The following is a 19,812-nucleotide window of genomic DNA, read 5'->3' as shown; positions in this document are numbered from 1 at the left end:
AATTAAACGAGCATAGTGCATTAATGAGTACACCAACAAGAATAGGAAGACCTAAAGTTATTCACGAGGAGCTAGTCCCTCTGTACATACGAATGACAAAAGGTGAAAGACAAGCCATAAAATTAGCGGCCTCTCAAAAAGGAATGACGATTAAAGAGCTAGTTTTAAGTCTTGGTAAAAACGTTAATCTCTAAAAAATTACCTAAAATGCTAATTGAACATCAGAAAAACTTGTTGCCACTTCCTGAAATAGAGCAACCTTACCATTATGAGTTTACAGGATGTACGAATCCTTTTTTGTTAGTCATGTTGGCCAGTCATCAAGGTTGTATTTATCGTTCAGACTCTGCGATTTTTGTAGAGCGAGTTTGTGTCATTCATTGGGTGATAAAGTTACGGTTTAACAGCAAATATAAGCTACCTATGAATCGAGAAGTAGCTAATTTTTATAAGCCTGCTGGGATACTATATTCTGACATTTTAAGAGCCAGTGAACGGCTTCATAGTTTCACGGGAGATGAGTATCAAAATGCGGCTCACTGGTTTCGATTAATTTTATGCGAGCAACGCTTAGGAGGGTTGAATTTAGGCACTAAAACTAATATATTACGAGGGATTAGAAAAGATAATCAACTACTTAGCAAATACCAAAACCCATTTGAGGAAGAATTTCCCCATACAAAAAGGCTTTTTGATTTGCTACTAGCCAAATCTGAACTACACGACATCATAAGAAAAGAAGTTTTAGAGCCGATTAAAAAATCACGTAAGGCTTACGCTACTGACTACCATCGAAACGGAGAGTGTCAACCGTGTACCTTTATTCAAGGAAAAGAATATCGCCAGATGTCAGGCAGTGGTTCAGGTAGACATGAGCTACAAATTCTCTGCACTTTTGAACAACTTCAAAAAGAAATGATTTCTAGAAACCTTATCTAGCAAGCATTACAAGCCTTAAATGTAAGTTGTTTTCGATTTCTATTTTCGTGATAGTTTTAGATTACTGAAAAAAAGGTGAAATATCTATGCAATTTGTTGTTTTGTCCTGTCAAAACGTTAATCTCTAAAACTTTGGCTAACCTACTAAAACCTAAAAAACCAAATGTCTGATTTCTCTTTTATCAAACGAACCGAACTGACTCAATATGTTAGTCTGTCTCGTTCCAAAATTAAATCTATTATCGTTCTGGACAATGGATCGAAGGTGTTCACTTTACCCGTTACTCTAGTCGAATGAATCTATTCAATCTCCAGTTAATACAAGATTGGTTAGTTAATAAATCAGACCCAACGGCTCATCAACGAGCAATAGACAACTATCTGGCTAATCTCCCATCTAACCAGAATAAAACCAACAGAAAACAGACAAGCGATGGTAGTGCTGGTCTAAGAAATATTCAAGTAACTAAAAAGGAAACAGTTGGAATACTTTAGGTTTTAAGGTCTTCTCAACGAATTTAGCTTAGTAGTAGTTTTTACTCGTCAAGTAGAACGCGCTCAAAACAGCCAAGCACCCAAACTTTTATAATTTCTATTTTTTATTCTACTTGACAACTAAATCCGTTGAGAAGTTTTTAAGCCTAAGAGTCCGACACAGATAAAACTCTTATGGTCAGCACTAGAAATAAACGTGACACTCTACAAATCAGTGTCACCCCAGAATTAGCAACTATTACTCGCTGTTGCTGGGGTGATTGCCCTGACGAGCCAACTTGGTTTAGCCCTTCAAACCAAGCGTTTTGTTTCAAACATACACCTAACAATGTATACAAGCGATGAATAATTCAATTTTACAACAGTTAACCAATTTACCTCAATCATGGCGTTTCACCCCAGTAAATAGCAAAAAACAGCCTATAGTATCTAAATGGCAAGAAACGCCCCTGACTACTCAAGATATCATCGACAAATATCAGTTTAATAATAATGTTAAAGCTGTCGGAATACTGACGGGTGAGTTATCAGGCGGTGTAGTTGCAGTCGATCATGATGGTGAAAGTTGCGATCCATTAATCGAAGAATTATCAGGTTTAAGTCTCGCTCAAGCCCTACCTAAGACTGTAGGTTTTACCAGTGGTAAAACAGGACGCTACCAGTTACTTTATCAGATTCCTGAATTGTTCTGGCCATACATCGATAACAAAAAAATCGACACAAAGGTTAAGGATTTAAACGGTAAAGATGAACAGTTAGATTTTCGATGGAATGGACATCAAAGCGTTATTATCGGTGTTCATCCCGAAAAGAGATCTTATAGCTGGCTGCCCAATCAATCCCCTTCAGATATCGAGGTTGCCGATTGCCCACACTGGATTATTAGAGAAATGTTGAGTTTTTCACGGAACACCCCTACTAATAATCGAGAAAAAACGATCGCGTGTTTAGATGTCATCAAAAACAAAGATCTTGGGTGGTATGGATGGAGAGATGTTTTACTAGCCCTTCATTATGAAGGTGTAGATCAAGAAATAGCCTATATTTGGTCATCCTGTAGCGAAAAACATACGGATAAAGGCTTTGATGATGTCTGGGAACATATTCGGGATAACAAACCAGATGGTAAAAATCTAACACTTGGAACCTTAATCCATGAAGCACAAAAAATAGATCCATATTTTAAGCCTAATTGGAATGGTATTAGCCAGAACGCAACACCTAAACAGAAAGACGATGGCTTGGAAGAAATTAAAGACGATTTAACCCCATTATTATCATCAGAAAATCGATGTGATGTTCATCTTTTAAAAGATGAGATCCTAAATCCGATTAGAGCCATTTCAAAGCGATATAACAAACCGCCCCAATCTTTGGAAATGTCTATATTAACTGCATCTGCTGGTCAATTACCAACTAGAACTAGACTCAGAATTGATGATCACGAAACTATACCGCCTGTTCTTTGGACGGTTTTAAGTGGTGTAACGGGCTGTGGAAAATCCCCAATCATTGACACTGCAATATCGGCTTTAAAAGATCTACAAACTGAGGCAGCTATCGAATACCAAAATGAAAAGGATCAATATGATCTCGATCTAAAAGCCTACAAAAAAGCTGAGAAGGATAAAGAAGCTGATGTTTTTGAGATCCCTAAACCACCTATATTTAAGGATATTTTCATTAATGACACGACCATCGAAGCTTTAGCAAGATCAATATCATCTAATCCACAAAACGGGTCGTTGATCACGATTGATGAGTTTGTTTCGTTTATGGGAAGTTTTGAAGCTTATAAGAAAGCTGGCTCAGATCGAGGGAAATGGTTGACCTTGTACAACGCTGGGTGTTTAAAAATTAACAGGGCATCTCTTGAAAATCCGATCTTCATCCCTGACACCAGTGTGAGTCTTCTAAGTAGCGTTCAACCTGAAACACTTTCACACTTGATCAAAAAAGATAACAACCCCTTTGACGGTCTATGGAGTCGTTTTAGTTTCGTTCGTGTTCCTTGGTCTAGAAAAAATAAAGATAGCGCAAGCTATGATATGAAACCTTTGTTGAAAGATCTATACAGTAGATGCCGATCATCCCTAGCGAGGGAATTAAGATTAAGTTCAATAGCAAAGAAACGATGGGATCTATGGAGCGATGAAATTGATGATTTGATGTTCGACTCGACAAATTCGATGATCTGCGGTCTATACCCAAAATATCGAGATCGAGCCGCTAGACTAGCCTTGATTGCTCACGAAGTTAACGATATAACCAGTGATTTTGTTGAGGTTGACGAACTAGAAAGAGCAATAAACTACACTCGGTTTCTACTCAATGAAGCCTTACAAGTTTATGGCTCAATTGGACTAACCCTCGATGAAGTTCCCAATCAGATACTAAATTTTGTGAAACGTTTCAGTGATCAAGGATGGTTAACCACTAAACGGGTTAGACAATGGATCTCAGCAAAGGAAAAACCAAGCTATCAAAAGACTAGAACTTTCATGGCTCAAGTAGTTCAGCTTGGATATGCTGAAAATAATGGTAAATCTGTTGATTCTAGTGACTACCAAATTAGAATTATTTCTAAAAACGTAGTCACTGTAGTCACTAATGACCCCAAACCTAATGACGGTAAGGGTTTAAACAGTGACTACAATTTAGTCACTTTTAGTCACTCCGTAGTCACTGATAATAACAAAAATGGACATTCTGAAAATGGAACTAATGGAAAATCAATAGTTTTAGCGAGTGACTACAGTTTAGTCACTAATGATCAATCCATAGTCACTGGTAGTCACTCATCAGTGACTAACGGAAAATCAATAGTTTCAGCGAGTGACTACAGTTTAGTCACTCTCGAAAACAACGAAAATACGTTAGATGAGCTTAAATCGAGTGACTACAGAGTGACTAAAAGTGACTACAGTTTAGTCACTAACCAAACCCATACACATCAAGACTTACAGTCTATGAGTGACTACAATGACTACGATTTAGAAAAAAATGAAATTACAATCTATGTTTCTCCACAAACCAATCGCTCAAATGAAGCTTTTGTAAATGAAAAAACGAGCAATCTGGAGAGCCATCCAGATATAACCAGTAAAAAAAATGAAGGTTTACTAGCTAAAATTGAAAATAAAAACCTTGAATATGATGTTTTACCTGAAAATAAAAGCGAAAATGCAACATTACGAAGATTAGATATCTACAAACTCGATACAACACCGATACCAGACTGGAAACCTAAGAAGACTCTTAAACCTTACAAAGATCTCAGTATCACCTATCTTGATATTGAAACGACTGGGTTAGATTCAAAAAAAGAGCGCGTGATTTTCATAGGCTGTAAACAAAATGGTCAGTATCAAACCTTTACCAACCCGTCAGAAGCTCAAATCTTGACTGATTTTTCTAATTGGTTCAATCAATCTGGTAGTGACGTTCTAGTGACGTTTAACGGATATAAGTTTGATATCCCGTTTCTGATCGAACGCTTCAAGGTTAATGGTTTACAAAATGCGTGTCCTTTCCAACAAGCATCACCAGATGATAAATGGGGTAAGAAGATCGTTGATAAAGCACAAGAGAATGGTAAGCCCTTTGAATTCTTAAACGTCACTTGTAAAAACAGATCGATCAGCATCATCGACAACTACCTTCTGGTGCTTCTCTGGGATTATGTTGCTATGAAGTTAACTAGCCACACTCTTAAACAGTCAGTTTTACAAATGGGCTTAAGAGAAGAACAGAGATTGGAATTATCCCACAATCAGATAATGGATGCTTGGAATAATGGAGATAGCGATCGCCTTGTTGAATATCTCAAATACGATTTAGATGATACTGAATTACTAACCAATAAGCTTTTACCCTCTTACTACTACCAACTAGCCTTACTAGATGGTGTATCACTGCAAGGTGTAACCATAATGGGACAAGCTGGTAAATGGTCTATAATTCTGGGCCAACATTACGGGAAATCTTATAAGAATTCACTAACGGCTGATGAACCTATCAAGTTTGAAGGTGGTAGCGTTTTGGTTAATGCTGGTTTGTACAAAAATGCAGCCAAGATAGATGTAGCAAGCCTTTATCCTTCAATCATGCTTAATTATGGGATAACGAGCCGTAAGGATAAAGATCGATTCCAGTTACAGGTTTTGAAGTATTTAACCAGTGAAAGGCTACAGTTAAAAGCATTAGGAAAACAGGGAGATACAGAAGCTCATCATTTCTCAGATGCTATGAAAGTTTTGATTAACTCTGGTTACGGATTTCTAGGTACATCCAAAATACCGTTCAATGATTATGAATCAGCGTCTAAAGTAACAGCTATGGGGCGTGAAATCCTCGCCGTAATGCTATCCAAAATGAAAGAATTAGGAGCAGTAGTAATAGAGGCTGATACTGATGGTGTAATCTTTAGCTCAGATGACCCTAGAGCCATTTATGAGGCTGTACAAAGTGTTTTACCAGATGGTATCAACATTGAGCTTGAATGGTCAAACTATCGCGTATATGTTCCAAAAGCCAAATCATATCTAATCTTTGGTGAAGATGGTAAAGCGACAGCAAAAGGATTATTCAGAAAACGCGATCAGAACTGGATAAACAAGGGGTTTGTTGTTGAGTATTTAAAACATTATCTAGAATCTCCAGAACAATCTCAAGATTATTTTCTAAAAATATTCGATGAAATCCGAGAGCGAAAAATTGATATTGAGAAATTACAGGTTACTAAACGAATTCCTAAAAACAATAAAAGTTTGGCTCATTTAGGTAGTCTTGGTGATAAAGTAACGTACTGGATAGCTGAACAATCTAAATACCACAAAACAACAGGTCAAAAGCTGAAATCAGCCTTGATCCCAACTACTGAACAACCTTACTTTATTGATTATTATTTAGGTGAATTAGAAGATGTAAGATTGGAAATTAATAAGGTGATTGAACAGACTTTATTAACTTGATTTAATCTTTATTTGCTAACATTAATATAGCTGTTAGGTATTCCTAACAGCTACTTTCCAAAATCTTCTTTATCGTATGAACAATTCTAGCATGACTAATCAAATATCGCTTAATGAATCAGACCCAAAAGATTTAGATTGTTATGATCCGATTCTTGATGGAGAACCGCTAAGACATTTTGACTATTATGAAAATGAATCCGAAAAAACAGGGATTAATATTTTAACCTTAATAAGGATAGATCAATGGGGTGAAAAGATGAGAAATCCCGAATATCGAAAAATATGGGAAGAAAAAGCTAAGAGAAAAAGAGCAAGAAAACCCAAAGAAAAAGACAAATAAAAAAACGAAATGAAACGAAATGGAACAGAAAACCTAACCCCGCTACAAGAAAAAGCCGTTAACCTGCTTCTTGCAGGAAAGACTTTAACGGCTGTAGCGTCTGAATTAAAAATAGGTAGAGTGACTTTAAATCGATGGCTGAACCATCCTATGTTTAAAGGTGAATTAGAAGCCAGACAATTAGAAATTAGCCAAGAGGTGCAGCATAAAATTTTGTCTCTAGCTGCCAAAAGCATCGATAAATTAGAAGCATTATTAGATTCGGGAGATCCTAACGTCGTCTTCAAAACAGCTACATTTTTCCTATCAAGAATCCCTGTTCAAAGCCATGATGTGGATGATTCCCCCAACTGGGAAAAGGAACTAAAAAAAGAAGCCGAAGCAATGGCTAAAATAGAACTAGATAAGCTTTATATGGCTGATTATGGAAATTATGAGGCTTATCTTAGGTTAGAGAAATCAGTCGATATGCTGTCAATTAGACGAGAGAGAATCGAGTTAGAACAAATGTATTTTGAGCAGTTAAAGAAGGAAAAGTTAGCTGATTTGTAAGATGCGCTGTTGAGCAACTGTAAACCCTGAGAAAACAACGGAATCAGTAGGGGTTATATCGGTTCGTTTAAGAATTAAGCCTTGACTATTGAATTAAATCATTCAATCCCCTGAAGTTTAGATATTCATTAAAATCCTTAACGGCTGTAGGATGATAACCCCCGTGATTTAGCCATGCTAAAGGGGAATACATTACCTGATAGGAAAGAGATTCATTAGTTACCACTAAACGGGAATAATGTTCACAATTCCAGCCTAATAAGCCATAGTGCCAGTTTTTGAAACAATCCAAAGCATAAATTAAACGTTGAATGACAATCGTAGGCGGTAATGATGGAGTAGGAGTTAATTTAATGGTTTTTCCCTCTGTCTTGATGACCGAGAAAATTTCTCCTGTACTGAACAGATACTCATTACTTAATCCTATTCCATAATGATTAGTCAAAAAATCCTGCCATTCTAAAAGTCTTCCATAGTATAGGCTAGTTGAATCGACTGAGGCTCGGAGATCATCTCTTAACTTGATAATGTCTTCATTGGTTAATGTCATAATTCTTGTTATCAGAGTCAGTTTTTACTCTGTCATTGAAGAAAAAATGGTTTTAATTAATTGATTACTCATCATCGAGTTAGCAATCACTTTTTTACTAGCAGGAAAAGCCGATAAACCGAATAACTCAATCGGATATTTGACCCCTAAATCTAATCCACTGTCGTTGAACGTAGTTTCATACTCTTTGGGAACTCGAATGTTCTCTATCCAATATTCTCCATAGATTGAGTTATTGTCAAAAACGGCTATTCCCAACTGTTTATCCTGATCTTTAAAAAACTTAATTTGTCTGGCGTAACGGTCTTTTGAATGAGATAAATCTTCAATCACATCTTTTCCTTTGAACACAAGATTAAAAAAATCCATTCTCGTTGCCTAACCTTCTTTCTACCTAAATATCGCTTTAATAATTCCTGCACCCAATCAAGTATTATTGATGGGACACAGCATAATTTATTAAACCTAGATTCTATGTGTACAGCTAAATTAACGCTTGTTCATCTAATTACGCTGTGATGTAGATCAATTAGATGGAGTGATTTCGTCCCGCTTCTCGTTCTCCTCGTTCATTTTTTTGACTGGGGCGATGTTTTTGTAGTAATACTCAATCATTTGTTCTCTAAGACGTGCGATAGCTGCATTACGACTGTATTTAGATGATTTAGAGGACATTATTTTATTTCCTTTAAAAAGCTGTAAGTTTTTCAATCCCCCAGAGTTCGCACCTCTAGGGGATTAACTATATTATGGGGGTTAAACCTCACTTATTGTTTTTTAGACTATGCGTCTCATCTCTGAATAAAAAGACTCACCTACCGATAAAAAGACTGCATCGTAAATAGGTTGATCACCCAATGAGTAAACAATCAGTTTATCCTCTGGAATATTTTCAGCGATTGCCAAATACTCAGTACAGAGTTTTTCTAGGGTTTGGATGTTTTCTAGGATTTGTTGCTTGTAGTTAAGAATTTGAGGATTCATGATTTTCACTTCCTGTATTTATGAGTGTTTGTAAGGTAGTGTCTGAGGTTGAAGCGGTTATTAGAAATTGTTCAAGGTAGCGACAGAAGGCAGCATCAGCGCGTGTCTGATTTTGTCGGCTTGTTCTGTTATGCCTTGAACGTAGCCTTTGTTAAATCCTGAGTTATAGCCATTGATAAAATCGTATAATCTTCTGATTTTCTCAGTATCATCTAGATCAACAGGTACACCGAAATAAATGCGATCGCCGATCATAAAACGGGTATATTGATCATCATCAATTATTAAGAAATCGGTAGCTTGTATCATGTTTTGTGTCCTAATTGAAGTGTTGTGTAGCGTAGTCTGGTGAGATTGATTGAAGCGGTTTTAGAAGTGATACGAGATAATCTGAATTAACGCTTGTGATAGGTGACAAGCTTGATAAGTCGCATTACGGCTGACTGATAGGTGATTGGGTTCGTAACAGATAACGCCTGAGTAGTTCACCCAAATACGACCTAATTTAAACCCATCGAATGCGCGGTAAATATAGGCTGATTTTTGGATTCGGTTCTCTAGCTGCACACGGCATCTTAAATCAGTCGCTTTGGTAAGAAGTACAGTAAACCAGCTTTCAACCTCGATGATGACTCGTTCTCTGGCTAATTGTTCGGGATGAGTGAGTGTGTTTGATATCATGTGGATAAACTCCTTTGAGGGTTAGGCAGTTGTCTTGATGTCCAGTCTGTCAACTGCCTTGTTGTTTGTATAGATGTCAGTATAGACTTATTTCTAGACTACTGTCTATCGGTTTAGTATAGACATAATTTATAGACAAACTATCAACACATAATCTAGATGTATAGATTAAACTCTAGACAAATGTCTATAATATAGAAGTACATCTAGATATATAGATAGACAATGGGTAAAACACTTGCCACTTTTAGGATTGACGAATCACTCTGGGGTGAATTCAAACAATTGATGGATGAAGAAGGGACTAACGCTAGTGCCGAACTGGTTAAATTCGTCTCAACAAGATTAGGTAAGCTAGATAATCTAGAGACTGTCAATACAACTAATCTAGATGAACGTATAGCGGAATATCTTGATAAAGCACTAGATAGTCATCTCGATAAGTATCTATTCAACTTCCTGACTAAAGATGAAGCCGTCACGATGAATCAGCTTGACCACCGCGCCCAATCAATCATTGAACGGATTAGCCCTCTTGAAAAGAAGTTAGATGATTTCGATAAAGCTTTTCAGGGATTGGGTTCTACAGTATACGACCATGATCGATTACTCAGTCAGCCACTAGCTACACTTGATGAGTTATCTAACGCGATCGCTACCCTGAAAACGGAAATTGAAGACTTGAGGAACACCTTTAACTCATCTCAAACCGACGACAATCATGATGATTCGTCATCACAAAGAATCACCAAGGCATCTCTAGACCCCATTTTTAATGACGATGGGTTATCAGTAGATCTTTTAGTAGAACAACTTGGAATGACCCGTCAAGGCATTGAGTACAAGCGAGATAAAGGAACGCTAGAGCAATTAGGTTATAGAGCCGAAAAAGAAGGTAAACGATGGAAATATTACAAGCTTGAATAAATTGTTGCATCTTTGCTCTACAGCAGTAGAATTTTGTTAGTAGATCCATTAATTACTAGAGAATATTCAGACTGTTCTATATGGAAGTGTCTATAACTCTTGTATATAATGGTGTTTGACGACAACGACCGACTCAGTACCAGTGAAGTAATTCCGTGCGCGAAGCGTGCCTGCGGCATCGTTGATGGTAAACTAGCTTTAGGAACATGGCAATCTGTATGATTTTTAGAATTAGATGGGCCTAGAACGAGAACCCTTTCTCTTCAGTTTTGGGGAGAGTAATTGTATTAAAATTTATGGATAGAATCATCATAAAATAAAGATTCATGCTCTCCAAAATTAAAGATATCGCCGAAAACTTAGCCCCTAGACTGATTGAAATTCGTCGTCATATTCATGCCCATCCCGAACTAAGCGGACAAGAATACCAAACAGCGGCCTATGTGGCAGGTGTATTATCGTCCTGTGGTCTTCAAGTACAAGAAACCATTGGAAAAACAGGAGTTATGGGAGATTTAGTTGGAAAAACACCCAGTCAGAACGTTTTAGCAATCCGAACCGATATGGATGCGCTACCCATCCAAGAACGAGCAAATTTGGATTTTGCTTCCCGTAAACCAGGAATTATGCACGCTTGCGGACATGATGTTCATACCACCGTCGGTTTAGGAACGGCAATGGTTCTATCGCAATTACCCGAAGCAATACAGGGAACCACTCGCTTTATCTTCCAACCCGCCGAAGAAATAGCCCAAGGAGCCGCTTGGATGGTGCAAGATGGCGTGATGAGGGATGTAAACGCGATTTTTGGGGTTCATGTGTTCCCGTCGATTGTAGCGCGAAATATTGGCATTAGGTACGGCTGTTTAACCGCCGCCGCCGATGATTTAGAAATATATATTTATGGAGAGTCGGGACACGGGGCCAGACCTCACGAAGCGATCGATGCTATTTGGATCGCGTCACAAGTCATGACCACCCTACAACAGGCCATTAGTCGAACTCAAAACCCCCTACGTCCCATTGTTTTAACCATTGGTCAAATTAATGGGGGACGCGCTTCAAATGTGATCGCGGATCAAGTTTGGTTGTCGGGAACAGTGCGATCGCTACACCCCGAAACTCATGCCAACCTACCCGAATGGATCGAAGGTATTGTCGCTAATATCTGTCAAGCATATGGGGCAACCTATGAGATCAAATATAGTCGTGGTGTTCCTGCGGTGATCAATGATTCTTATTTAACCCAAATTTTAGAAGAAGCAGGCCGAGAAGCTTGGGGGAATGATCATATCGAAATATTGAACGAACCCTCATTAGGGGCAGAAGATTTTTCAGTCTATCTCCAACACGCCCCCGGTAGTATGTTTCGTTTAGGAGTTGGCTACTCGGATCAATATAATTTTCCCCTACATCATCCTGAATTTGAAGTCAATGAGTCTGCAATAGTTACAGGTGTTGTCACTCTCGCTTACGCCACTTACAAATACTGGAATCAATCATTATTATGAGTCAGCCCATACCTTTAAATTCTCTCTATGAGACTGATTTTTATGCTTGGACGCAAAAACAAGCTGAACTCCTGCGTCATCAGAAATGGAGTGAACTGGATCTCCCTAATTTAGTTGAGGAAATAGAATCTTTGGGAAAACAGCAACGATCGGAACTACGAAATCGTCTTAGTATCTTAGTGGGTCATTTACTCAAATGGGAGTATCAACCCCAAAAACGTACCCGTAGTTGGTTTAGTACGATTCGGGTTCAAAGAATCGATATTTTAGAATTATTAGCCGAAAATCCGAGTTTAAAACCTTATTTAAGTGAAGGGCTTAAACAAGCTTATCAAAAAGGAGTCATTTTAGCCGCAGGAGAAACAAATTTATCAGAACGAACGTTCCAAAAAGAATGTCCATATACAATAGAACAAGTGTTAGATGAGCATTTTTTCCCTGGTGAATCCTGCGACTGGTTAGACTAAATCATTTGTTGGCTAATTTTCGTCTTAATTCTCGGATGGCTGTACTTGTATTACGTTCATTCGCTATCTGCAAACATTCCTCAATGATTTCTAAAATATTTAGACCTAGAAAATAGCGGCTACTGGTTTTAAGTGTATATCGATTATTCTCTAAACCATAAATTAAAAGCTGATTTCTTTTAAAGATCCACGCTTCGGGAACTTGGTAGGGTAAATAGTCGTTAACATCAGTGTAACTTGTCACATCGATTTCTATGATTAAATCAGGAGACGGATCAACACCCCATTTAATTCGATCTTTACCCGCAACGGCCGCCCAATGATCGATATAAAAACAATAATCAGGCTCAATCCCTCTAATTTCAGGTAAATCCATTGTAATCGGTGTAAAAGCTTCGTAATCTTGTTCTAGATGATCTAACAAAACTTTTACAACATCTGCCAAAATATTAGCTTGACGACCATGTACGGGTAAAGGTGACATTAATAAAATTTCTCCAGGACGATATTTAACACGCGGGATCGAGCGATCGCCTAATTGTTCTACAATGGCTTGATAATCGTCCCAAGTGCCAAGAAGTCGAACAACAGTACCAGGGGGTAACTCAATGGTTTCAGGTGTAATAACAGCAAACATTTTTAAATATGACTACTTTTAAACTGCCAATTAATCGTTTAGAGCGTCCCAATCTAACAACTCAGTTGATGAGAATTGGATTAGTTCTCACGATTAGTTTTATTTTAATCGCTTTATTCGCTCCTCTGTTACAAACAATTGGTTTACTAAAAGATCCAACTGATTTACTTAGCTATCCCATTCAAGCTCCCCCATCTGCTAATCATTGGTTTGGGACAAATGTTAGAGGATATGATGTTTTTTCTCGAACGCTATTCGGTACACAGGCAGCATTACAAGTTGTTTTTTTAGCGACTTTGATATCGATGTTTGTCGGAGTACCTTTAGGTTTAATTAGTGGATATTTAGGGGGAAGACTGGATAGAATTTTGCTCTTTTTGATGGATACAATTTATACTTTACCTGGATTATTGCTATCGATTACCTTAGCTTTTATTTTAGGTCGAGGGATTTTAAATGTTGCGATCGCGGTCAGTATTTCCTATATTCCGCAATATTTCCGTATTGTTCGCAATCAAACCGTTAGTGTCAAAAATGAATTATTTGTTGAAGCAGCACAAGCATTAGGGGCTACACCGATTCGTGTTTTATCCAAATATCTTTTCTTTAATGTAATTCAAAGTGTCCCCGTAATTTTTACCCTCAATGCGGCTGATGCTATTTTAGTATTAGGAGGTTTAGGATTTTTAGGATTAGGATTACCCGAAGAAATACCCGAATGGGGACACGATTTAAAGGAAGCATTAGCCGATTTATCAACTGGAATCTGGTGGACAACGCTTTATCCCGGTCTAGCTTTGACTACGATGGTTGTCGGTTTATCATTACTCGGAGAAGGATTAAGCGAGGTCTTGAATCCTCGATTAAAGAACAAAAATTGATTATTGTTGATCCGATAGAATTTCTTTCTCAAAATCTTTGATTAAAGAATAAAAATTGATTATTGTTGATCCGATAGAATTTCTTTCTCAAAATCTTTCTCGGGAGTTTGTTTAATGAAATTGGGATAAACAAAATCTTTGGCTAATTCTTGAATAATTGGCCATGTATCAGGCAAGAAATGATCGTAATCGCGCTTTAATGCTTGTTCTCGTTTGTGTTGACGTTCCTGCTCATCTCCTTCAGAATAAAGGCTTTCTATCCACGTTGTATGTAAAGTCAGGGCAATATTTAAAGGTTGTTTGGGATCTGGAGAACGGAGACGATAGATCGGTTTATTGTTGAGATCGTCAGCATGAAAAATCCAGAATTCATCTTGAGGTTGTTCTACATTTTCTGGATTATCTTTAAGAATTAGACAAACAATATAACCATGAGTTGAGGGATCTTGACCTTCTGGTGTGGGATCAGAACTGGGAATAAACTGAGGTGAACAAGGAAAATAATTGTTAGGAAAATGGTACTGATCCTCAATTGTCATCGTTTCTGTATTTAAACGAAGTAAAACAGTTGGACGACGATCGCTTGGTAAATCTGTACTTTGAACCGTTCGATTAAGATCATTTTTATAAGCATTATAGATGCGCTCAGGAATCAATTCCCAAGAAAATCCCCACGATACCCAATAAATATTTTTAACTGTTTGTGCCGTTTCTTGTGAGTTATCGCGTTTCAGTTCCCGATGGGTATACACAGATAATGACCAAGTAGCAGGTTCTTCTGATACTCGTTGATACTGAAGAATTTTACCCGTTTCGCCATCAATTACATAGCGTCCGAGAGAACCTAAATCTGTGGTTCCCGTCATCATCCCTTCTAAATCTTTCCGTAGATAGGGAAATTGGGCAACAGGACGATCGTAACGGGTAATTCCTTCAGTGACATCCCAACCGTTATTATGACCGATATGAATGGTAATTTTGTGATTTGGATTGGTATAATCGGCGGCAAAATGGGAAATCTCTGTCGGAACGATCGCTCTTTGTGCCACTAATTCTGTTGTATTTTTCTCCAAATCAGCACGTTTAATAATATACAAAGCCCCATAGGGTAAGGGTCTAAGTTGTTTCAAAAATACACCATAAATCCACGCTCCCAACCAATCTATTTTAAGATTCTTAAAAATCATGAATTTCAAAAATCCTGTAAAGAAGGGGGAAAAAATCTGAGTAAATTCCATCTTGAAGGTAATATCAGACATAATAATATACTCTTCGGTGATGGCTAATTGATGTAGAGATTGTTCGACTAAAACGGGTTCACCATTGGGTAACAGCATCCGCCAACGTTTGAGGGGTTTTTCTTCGCCAAATCGATAGCGAATTAAATAGGTATAACGACCAAAATCATCGGGATCGGCTGGCTTACCAAGTACTTTTTGAAATAACGGCCCTAATACATGATCAAACAATTTATTAACAGGTTTTCTATATTTTCCGTTGTATCCTGTTGAGTAGTTAGTTGTATAAAATTCATCGGGTGAATCATTATTGATGATGGTACTTAGATCAGTCAGAGGATGGGCTGAATTAATATAAGTATCAAAAAGATTGTTTTTCTGTAGTTTTGGGACAAAAGGGAAAATTCCTTTCCAGTCTGAAGTCTCTCCAGTGGGTTCGATCAGTTCTAAAGTAATTGGATCTACAATATGAGGACGACCAGCATCGATCGTCACTAATAGATGATCTCTTGTTCGTAAAAAGGCTGTATTGAGTTGGTTTCTCGCGCCTAAAATAATACTAAATCTACTTTGACCCCCATCTCGAAAACCTGCAAAATAAGAAAAAATTCGATGCTTGAGATCTTTAGTTGCAAATTTAGATTTAGGGACTGAACGAAAAGACTCTGCTAGATAATATTGAGTGGGTCGATCTGCATAATAACAAGGCGTTTTAGCAATACGGGTTTTTAGACTGGCTGTTCCGTTTTCAAACCCCAAACGATACATCATCCCATCCCCTGTATATAACAGAGTTCCATCCTCTTGAGGTCGGTTTTGTGCTTGAAATAAGGCCCCAACCGTAAACGCATAACCCTTTAGATCACTAGGAAGTGTTTCTACTGGTTCGGGGGTTGCGGTACTATTTTCTTGTTTATAGATCGCTAAAGAGGGTAGATCGATTTCGTCGCGTGATGTTTTAATCAGTGATTTGGGTATGTCTCTTTGAGGATTACTCATATAATATATTTGTACTATTCTAGGAAGTTTAAGATGCACCGAGAACTTTTAACATCGTTGTTTGAGCCAGTGTTAGACCAGTAACTTGATCAAACTGCATCCCCTCATAAGGTTGTTTTGCTCTCAGTACACTGACACAAGTTTCGGTCTGAGTCTGCCACATCTTGATTGTTTCATCTTCACTAGCACTAGCCAAATAGGAACCATCTGGACTAATGGCAAGACCCCAAATCCAATTTTTGTGACCGTCTAAAGTGTTAATACAATATCCCGTACTCACATTCCAGATTTTTATTGTCTGATCACAACTGGCACTAGCGATTTTTTGACCGTCGGGAAAAAAGACTACCGACATGACCCATCCCTGATGACCTGTAAAACTACGAATACATTGACCTGACGGTATTTCCCATAAACGAATCGTCTGATCTAAACTAGCACTAACTAACCATTGACCATCGGGACTAAATGCGATCGCTCCAACTCTTGCCGAATGTCCAGAGAGCGTTTTCAGATGACCTTGATTAATGTCCCACAATTTAATCGTATGATCATCACTACCACTCGCTAGTAACGTTCCCTGTGGATTAAAAGTAACCGTGGGAATGCGATCGCTATGTCCAGTGAGGGTTTTAATACATTGACCTGATTGGATCTCCCAGAGTTTAATCGTTTGATCATGACTACTACTGGCTAGGATTTTTCCATCTGGATGAAAAGACACCGACCAAACTTCATCAGTATGACCTTTTAGAGTCTGTACATTGATGCGATTTTTGATATTCCACAGTTTAACGGTTTTATCTTCGCTACCACTAGCCAAAATCTGTCCATCTGGATGAAAAGCGATTGCAGGGATACCTCTAGTATGGGCTTTAATTTCCCAAATGGTTTGATGATCTTCGACACTCCAAACCCGAAGCATCCGATCTTTGTGACCTGTGGCTAAGATCCGACCACAGGGACTAAATGCGATCGCTTTTACCCAATTGGTATAACCTTGAATACTCGCACTACAATGACCTGTACTGACTTGCCAAAAACGAATGGTTTGATCTTCACTCGCACTTACTAGAGTCTGGCTATCTGGACTAAAATCGAGACTCCACACTCTACTTTTATGACCTTGAAGGATGTGTAGACAATCACCTGTTCTACTATCCCAGATGCGAATCGTCTGATCTTCCCCACCACTAGCAATTTTAGTACCGTCGGGACTCCAGACTGCTTTCCAAACCCATTGACTATGATCGCTGAGGATGGCTAGACACTCACCTGTATCGACTTGCCAAACTCTTACGGTGTTATCACAGCTTGCACTGACCAAGCGTTTACCATCTGGACTAAATTGCACACCACCGACCCAATGTCTATGTTCTGTAATAATTCTTATACATTGCTGATGGGCGACATCCCAAAGACGGATTGTATTATCAAAGCCGCTACTAGCGAGGAATTGACCATCTGGACTAAAGTTAACCGTCAGTATGCCTGCGGTGTGTCCCGTCAAGATCCCCTGACAAGTTCCATTATTGATTTGCCAAATTCTAATCGTACAGTCATTGCCACAGCTAGCGAGGAATTGACCATCAGGGCTAAAATCTAGACCGTAGGTACTATCCGTATGTTCAGTAAATGTGTAAAGACATTGACCATCTGACATCCGCCACAGTTTAATTGTTTGGTCTTCACTGCTACTAGCAAGGAATTGACCATCGGGACTAAAAACAACTTTCCGCACCCAACCCGTATGACCTGACAGGGTTAAAAGACGTTGGCGATCGCTAACTTGCCAGCAATGCACCTCACAGTTAGCGTTACCCGTTGCTGCGATTTTACCATCTGGACTAAAAGCCACCGCTAAAACCCCACTAAAGGATTGAGCAAAAACCGAGCGTGAAAAGTCACATTGAGTAAAGTTGACATGATGCAATTTCGCATCTTGTAGATGAGCTTGCCAAATAGACAACCCTGAAAAGTCATCATGACTGAGATCGAGTTGCATTTGTAACAGCAGATTTAGAATATTACCACCCGCATAGCCTGGTTGACGTAAACCAGATTGTTGTAAGGAACGAACGATCGTTTTTAGATGTTGTGCGATGGTTTCATAGTTACCCAGAGCCATCAGTAATCGATTAATAACAGGTTCAACGATAAAATAAATTTGTGCTTGTCGGATATAGTCTTTGGTATGAGCCTTCATCAGAGCATAATTTTGTAACAATTCGGCTCGGTTCTGGATAATTTCTTGGGTGATCGCAATAACTAAACGAGTCGTCGTATATTCCATCACCACAGGTTGTAACAGCCATTGTTTGTCCTGTCGTTCAATTAAAGAGCGTTGTTTGAGAGATTGCAGCGCACCGAATAACTGTTGAGCAATAACGGGAGAAACCAGATCGTTTTCGAGTTCTTTTGCGGTAACAGGTTCTCGATTAATCGATAGCCAGTACATGACTTGTTGTTCCACATCCGAAAGTCGTTCAAACTGACGTTCTAATAATTCATGAATATCAGCAAAATTGAGTCTTCCTGCTCGCATACAAGATAGTAATTCACTTGTATCACCATCAAATAATTCTTGTACTGCGGCTGCCACCATTTTTAAAGCCAGTGGATTTCCAGCATAATGTTCAAAAATATCCTGCCAATCTCGTTGATCGTAACTAAAGCAACCTTTGGCAAAAAATAATTCTTGTCCTTCGGCAACGCTAAGCCCTTGTAATTGCAGAGAACGAACGGGAAGCGATACACCTTCATGGATGCGAACTTCTTGAGGTTTTTCTCGACTGGTGAGTAAGACACAACTCTGATGACGAGTTTGTGCGATCGCTTGTAACCAGTTTTGATATCCTAAATAATGGTCTTGATACTGTCCCGTTTGACTACCACTTTGCAAAATCGATTCAAAATTATCCAGAATTAGCAGACAGCGAGATTGACGTAGATAGTTTAGTAAACGAGTGGTTTTTCCCTCGGTTGTTGGGGGAATTTGGATTTCTTTTTGACGCGAGAGAAATAAAATTAATTCCGTGGCTAGTTCATCAAAGGATGGTGCATGACGTAGCGAGCGCCAGATGAGAAACTGAAAATTTTTTTGGACAAGTTCAGCTACTTTGACTGATAGGGTTGTTTTGCCAATCCCACCCATTCCCAAAATCGCAATCAGACGACATTGATCATCGACGATCCATTGACTGAGGGTGGTTAATTCTAAATTTCGTCCATAAAAAATCGAAGTATCGATCGCTTCTCCCCAATCTTGAATCAAACGTTGCGAAGATGGGGAAATAAGCGAAACAACTTTCGATGATACTTGCTGTTTTTTGTAATAATATTGAACCGTTAACTGAAGATTTTGTTTAGTGACTTTCTTGCCAAAAACATCGGACAAGGTTTGCCAGAGTTTCGCACCTGTATCTTTAAGATAGCCTTCATCATAATCGGTAATATTAGCAATCTCTCCATAAGAAAGCCCCTGCCAAGAGTGTTCTAAGACAATCTGCTGAACTTTATTTAAGGATCGAGGTGCCAAAACCTGATCAACGATCGCTAGTGCATCTTCAAAATTCATCTTTAGAAAGCAAGAAGAGAAAATTTGTTCCCGATTATTAATCAAATTTTAACTGATC

The 19,812-nt window shown here is 38.4% G+C and carries 20 protein-coding genes; 11 read left to right on the top strand and 9 right to left on the bottom strand.

What is annotated here, in order from left to right:
* The first annotated feature begins 23 nt into the window (after positions 1-23).
* The 7 genes from CFPU101_RS13410 to CFPU101_RS13385 all read left to right on the top strand — a co-directional run bounded on the left by CFPU101_RS13410 (position 24) and on the right by CFPU101_RS13385 (position 7,302).
* Positions 24-194 (top strand): hypothetical protein, encoded by a 171-nt coding sequence (locus tag CFPU101_RS13410; protein ID WP_206815845.1) that lies wholly within the window; start codon positions 24-26, stop codon positions 192-194.
* Between the two features lie 13 nt (positions 195-207).
* Positions 208-939 carry a hypothetical protein gene (locus CFPU101_RS13405; protein WP_206815844.1) on the top strand — a complete coding sequence of 244 codons (732 nt, stop codon included), beginning with the start codon at positions 208-210 and terminating at the stop codon, positions 937-939.
* 163 nt (positions 940-1,102) lie between these two features.
* Positions 1,103-1,237, top strand: a complete 135-nt coding sequence (locus CFPU101_RS26005) for a hypothetical protein (RefSeq protein WP_277988752.1) — start codon at positions 1,103-1,105, stop codon at positions 1,235-1,237.
* Positions 1,234-1,434 carry a hypothetical protein gene (locus tag CFPU101_RS13400; RefSeq protein WP_206815843.1) on the top strand — a complete coding sequence of 67 codons (201 nt, stop codon included), beginning with the start codon at positions 1,234-1,236 and terminating at the stop codon, positions 1,432-1,434. Before CFPU101_RS26005 ends, CFPU101_RS13400 begins: the two co-directional genes overlap by 4 nt.
* 341 nt (positions 1,435-1,775) lie before the next feature.
* Entirely contained in the window at positions 1,776-6,407 is a 4,632-nt protein-coding gene (locus CFPU101_RS13395) for a DUF3987 domain-containing protein (protein WP_206815842.1), read from the top strand.
* A gap of 91 nt (positions 6,408-6,498) precedes the next feature.
* Entirely contained in the window at positions 6,499-6,750 is a 252-nt protein-coding gene (locus tag CFPU101_RS13390) for a hypothetical protein (RefSeq protein ID WP_206815841.1), read from the top strand.
* Positions 6,751-6,759: 9 nt separating this feature from the next.
* Complete coding sequence (locus tag CFPU101_RS13385; RefSeq protein ID WP_206815840.1) at positions 6,760-7,302, top strand: hypothetical protein; 543 nt, start codon at positions 6,760-6,762, stop codon at positions 7,300-7,302.
* A gap of 85 nt (positions 7,303-7,387) precedes the next feature.
* Here the strand turns inward: CFPU101_RS13385 and CFPU101_RS13380 are convergent, their stop codons facing one another.
* The 6 genes from CFPU101_RS13380 to CFPU101_RS13355 all read right to left on the bottom strand — a co-directional run bounded on the left by CFPU101_RS13380 (position 7,388) and on the right by CFPU101_RS13355 (position 9,517).
* Entirely contained in the window at positions 7,388-7,852 is a 465-nt protein-coding gene (locus tag CFPU101_RS13380; protein ID WP_206815839.1) for a hypothetical protein, read from the bottom strand.
* A 24-nt stretch (positions 7,853-7,876) separates the two neighbouring features.
* Entirely contained in the window at positions 7,877-8,221 is a 345-nt protein-coding gene (locus CFPU101_RS13375) for a hypothetical protein (RefSeq protein WP_206815838.1), read from the bottom strand.
* Positions 8,222-8,377: 156 nt separating this feature from the next.
* Positions 8,378-8,527: a hypothetical protein gene (locus CFPU101_RS13370; protein WP_206815837.1), complete on the bottom strand. Its 150-nt coding sequence runs from the start codon at positions 8,525-8,527 to the stop codon at positions 8,378-8,380.
* A 102-nt stretch (positions 8,528-8,629) separates the two neighbouring features.
* A complete protein-coding gene (locus CFPU101_RS13365) occupies positions 8,630-8,836 on the bottom strand; it encodes a hypothetical protein (protein WP_206815836.1) in 207 nt (68 codons plus the stop codon).
* A 60-nt stretch (positions 8,837-8,896) separates the two neighbouring features.
* On the bottom strand, positions 8,897-9,145 hold the full coding sequence (locus CFPU101_RS13360; RefSeq protein ID WP_206815835.1) for a hypothetical protein: 249 nt from the start codon (positions 9,143-9,145) through the stop codon (positions 8,897-8,899).
* A gap of 60 nt (positions 9,146-9,205) precedes the next feature.
* On the bottom strand, positions 9,206-9,517 hold the full coding sequence (locus CFPU101_RS13355; RefSeq protein WP_206815834.1) for a hypothetical protein: 312 nt from the start codon (positions 9,515-9,517) through the stop codon (positions 9,206-9,208).
* Between the two features lie 225 nt (positions 9,518-9,742).
* Between CFPU101_RS13355 and CFPU101_RS13350 the strand changes: the two genes are divergently transcribed.
* From CFPU101_RS13350 to CFPU101_RS13340, 3 genes are all read left to right on the top strand, one after another.
* Positions 9,743-10,444, top strand: coding sequence for a hypothetical protein (locus CFPU101_RS13350; RefSeq protein ID WP_206815833.1), 702 nt, complete (start codon positions 9,743-9,745; stop codon positions 10,442-10,444).
* Between the two features lie 326 nt (positions 10,445-10,770).
* Complete coding sequence (locus tag CFPU101_RS13345; protein ID WP_206815832.1) at positions 10,771-11,955, top strand: M20 family metallopeptidase; 1,185 nt, start codon at positions 10,771-10,773, stop codon at positions 11,953-11,955.
* Positions 11,952-12,422: a DUF29 domain-containing protein gene (locus tag CFPU101_RS13340; RefSeq protein WP_206815831.1), complete on the top strand. Its 471-nt coding sequence runs from the start codon at positions 11,952-11,954 to the stop codon at positions 12,420-12,422. Before CFPU101_RS13345 ends, CFPU101_RS13340 begins: the two co-directional genes overlap by 4 nt.
* Before the next feature lies 1 nt (position 12,423).
* Here CFPU101_RS13340 and CFPU101_RS13335 read toward each other — a convergent pair whose 3' ends face one another.
* Positions 12,424-13,059 carry a Uma2 family endonuclease gene (locus CFPU101_RS13335; protein WP_206815830.1) on the bottom strand — a complete coding sequence of 212 codons (636 nt, stop codon included), beginning with the start codon at positions 13,057-13,059 and terminating at the stop codon, positions 12,424-12,426.
* Positions 13,060-13,067: 8 nt separating this feature from the next.
* Between CFPU101_RS13335 and CFPU101_RS13330 the strand changes: the two genes are divergently transcribed.
* On the top strand, positions 13,068-13,940 hold the full coding sequence (locus tag CFPU101_RS13330) for an ABC transporter permease (protein ID WP_206815829.1): 873 nt from the start codon (positions 13,068-13,070) through the stop codon (positions 13,938-13,940).
* A 59-nt stretch (positions 13,941-13,999) separates the two neighbouring features.
* On the opposite strand, the gene CFPU101_RS13325 is transcribed toward CFPU101_RS13330, so the two are convergent.
* Together CFPU101_RS13325 and CFPU101_RS13320 are read right to left on the bottom strand one after the other, a co-directional pair.
* Positions 14,000-16,177 carry a carotenoid oxygenase family protein gene (locus tag CFPU101_RS13325; RefSeq protein WP_206815828.1) on the bottom strand — a complete coding sequence of 726 codons (2,178 nt, stop codon included), beginning with the start codon at positions 16,175-16,177 and terminating at the stop codon, positions 14,000-14,002.
* Between the two features lie 28 nt (positions 16,178-16,205).
* Positions 16,206-19,754 carry an NB-ARC domain-containing protein gene (locus tag CFPU101_RS13320; RefSeq protein WP_206815827.1) on the bottom strand — a complete coding sequence of 1,183 codons (3,549 nt, stop codon included), beginning with the start codon at positions 19,752-19,754 and terminating at the stop codon, positions 16,206-16,208.
* Positions 19,755-19,812 lie beyond the last annotated feature (58 nt).

The sequence above is a fragment of the Chroococcus sp. FPU101 genome (assembly GCF_017312365.1).
Taxonomy (GTDB): Bacteria; Cyanobacteriota; Cyanobacteriia; order Cyanobacteriales; family Microcystaceae; genus Chroococcus.
The sequence above is the reverse complement of the archived record's forward strand: the minus strand, read 5'-3'. Positions and strand labels throughout refer to the sequence as shown.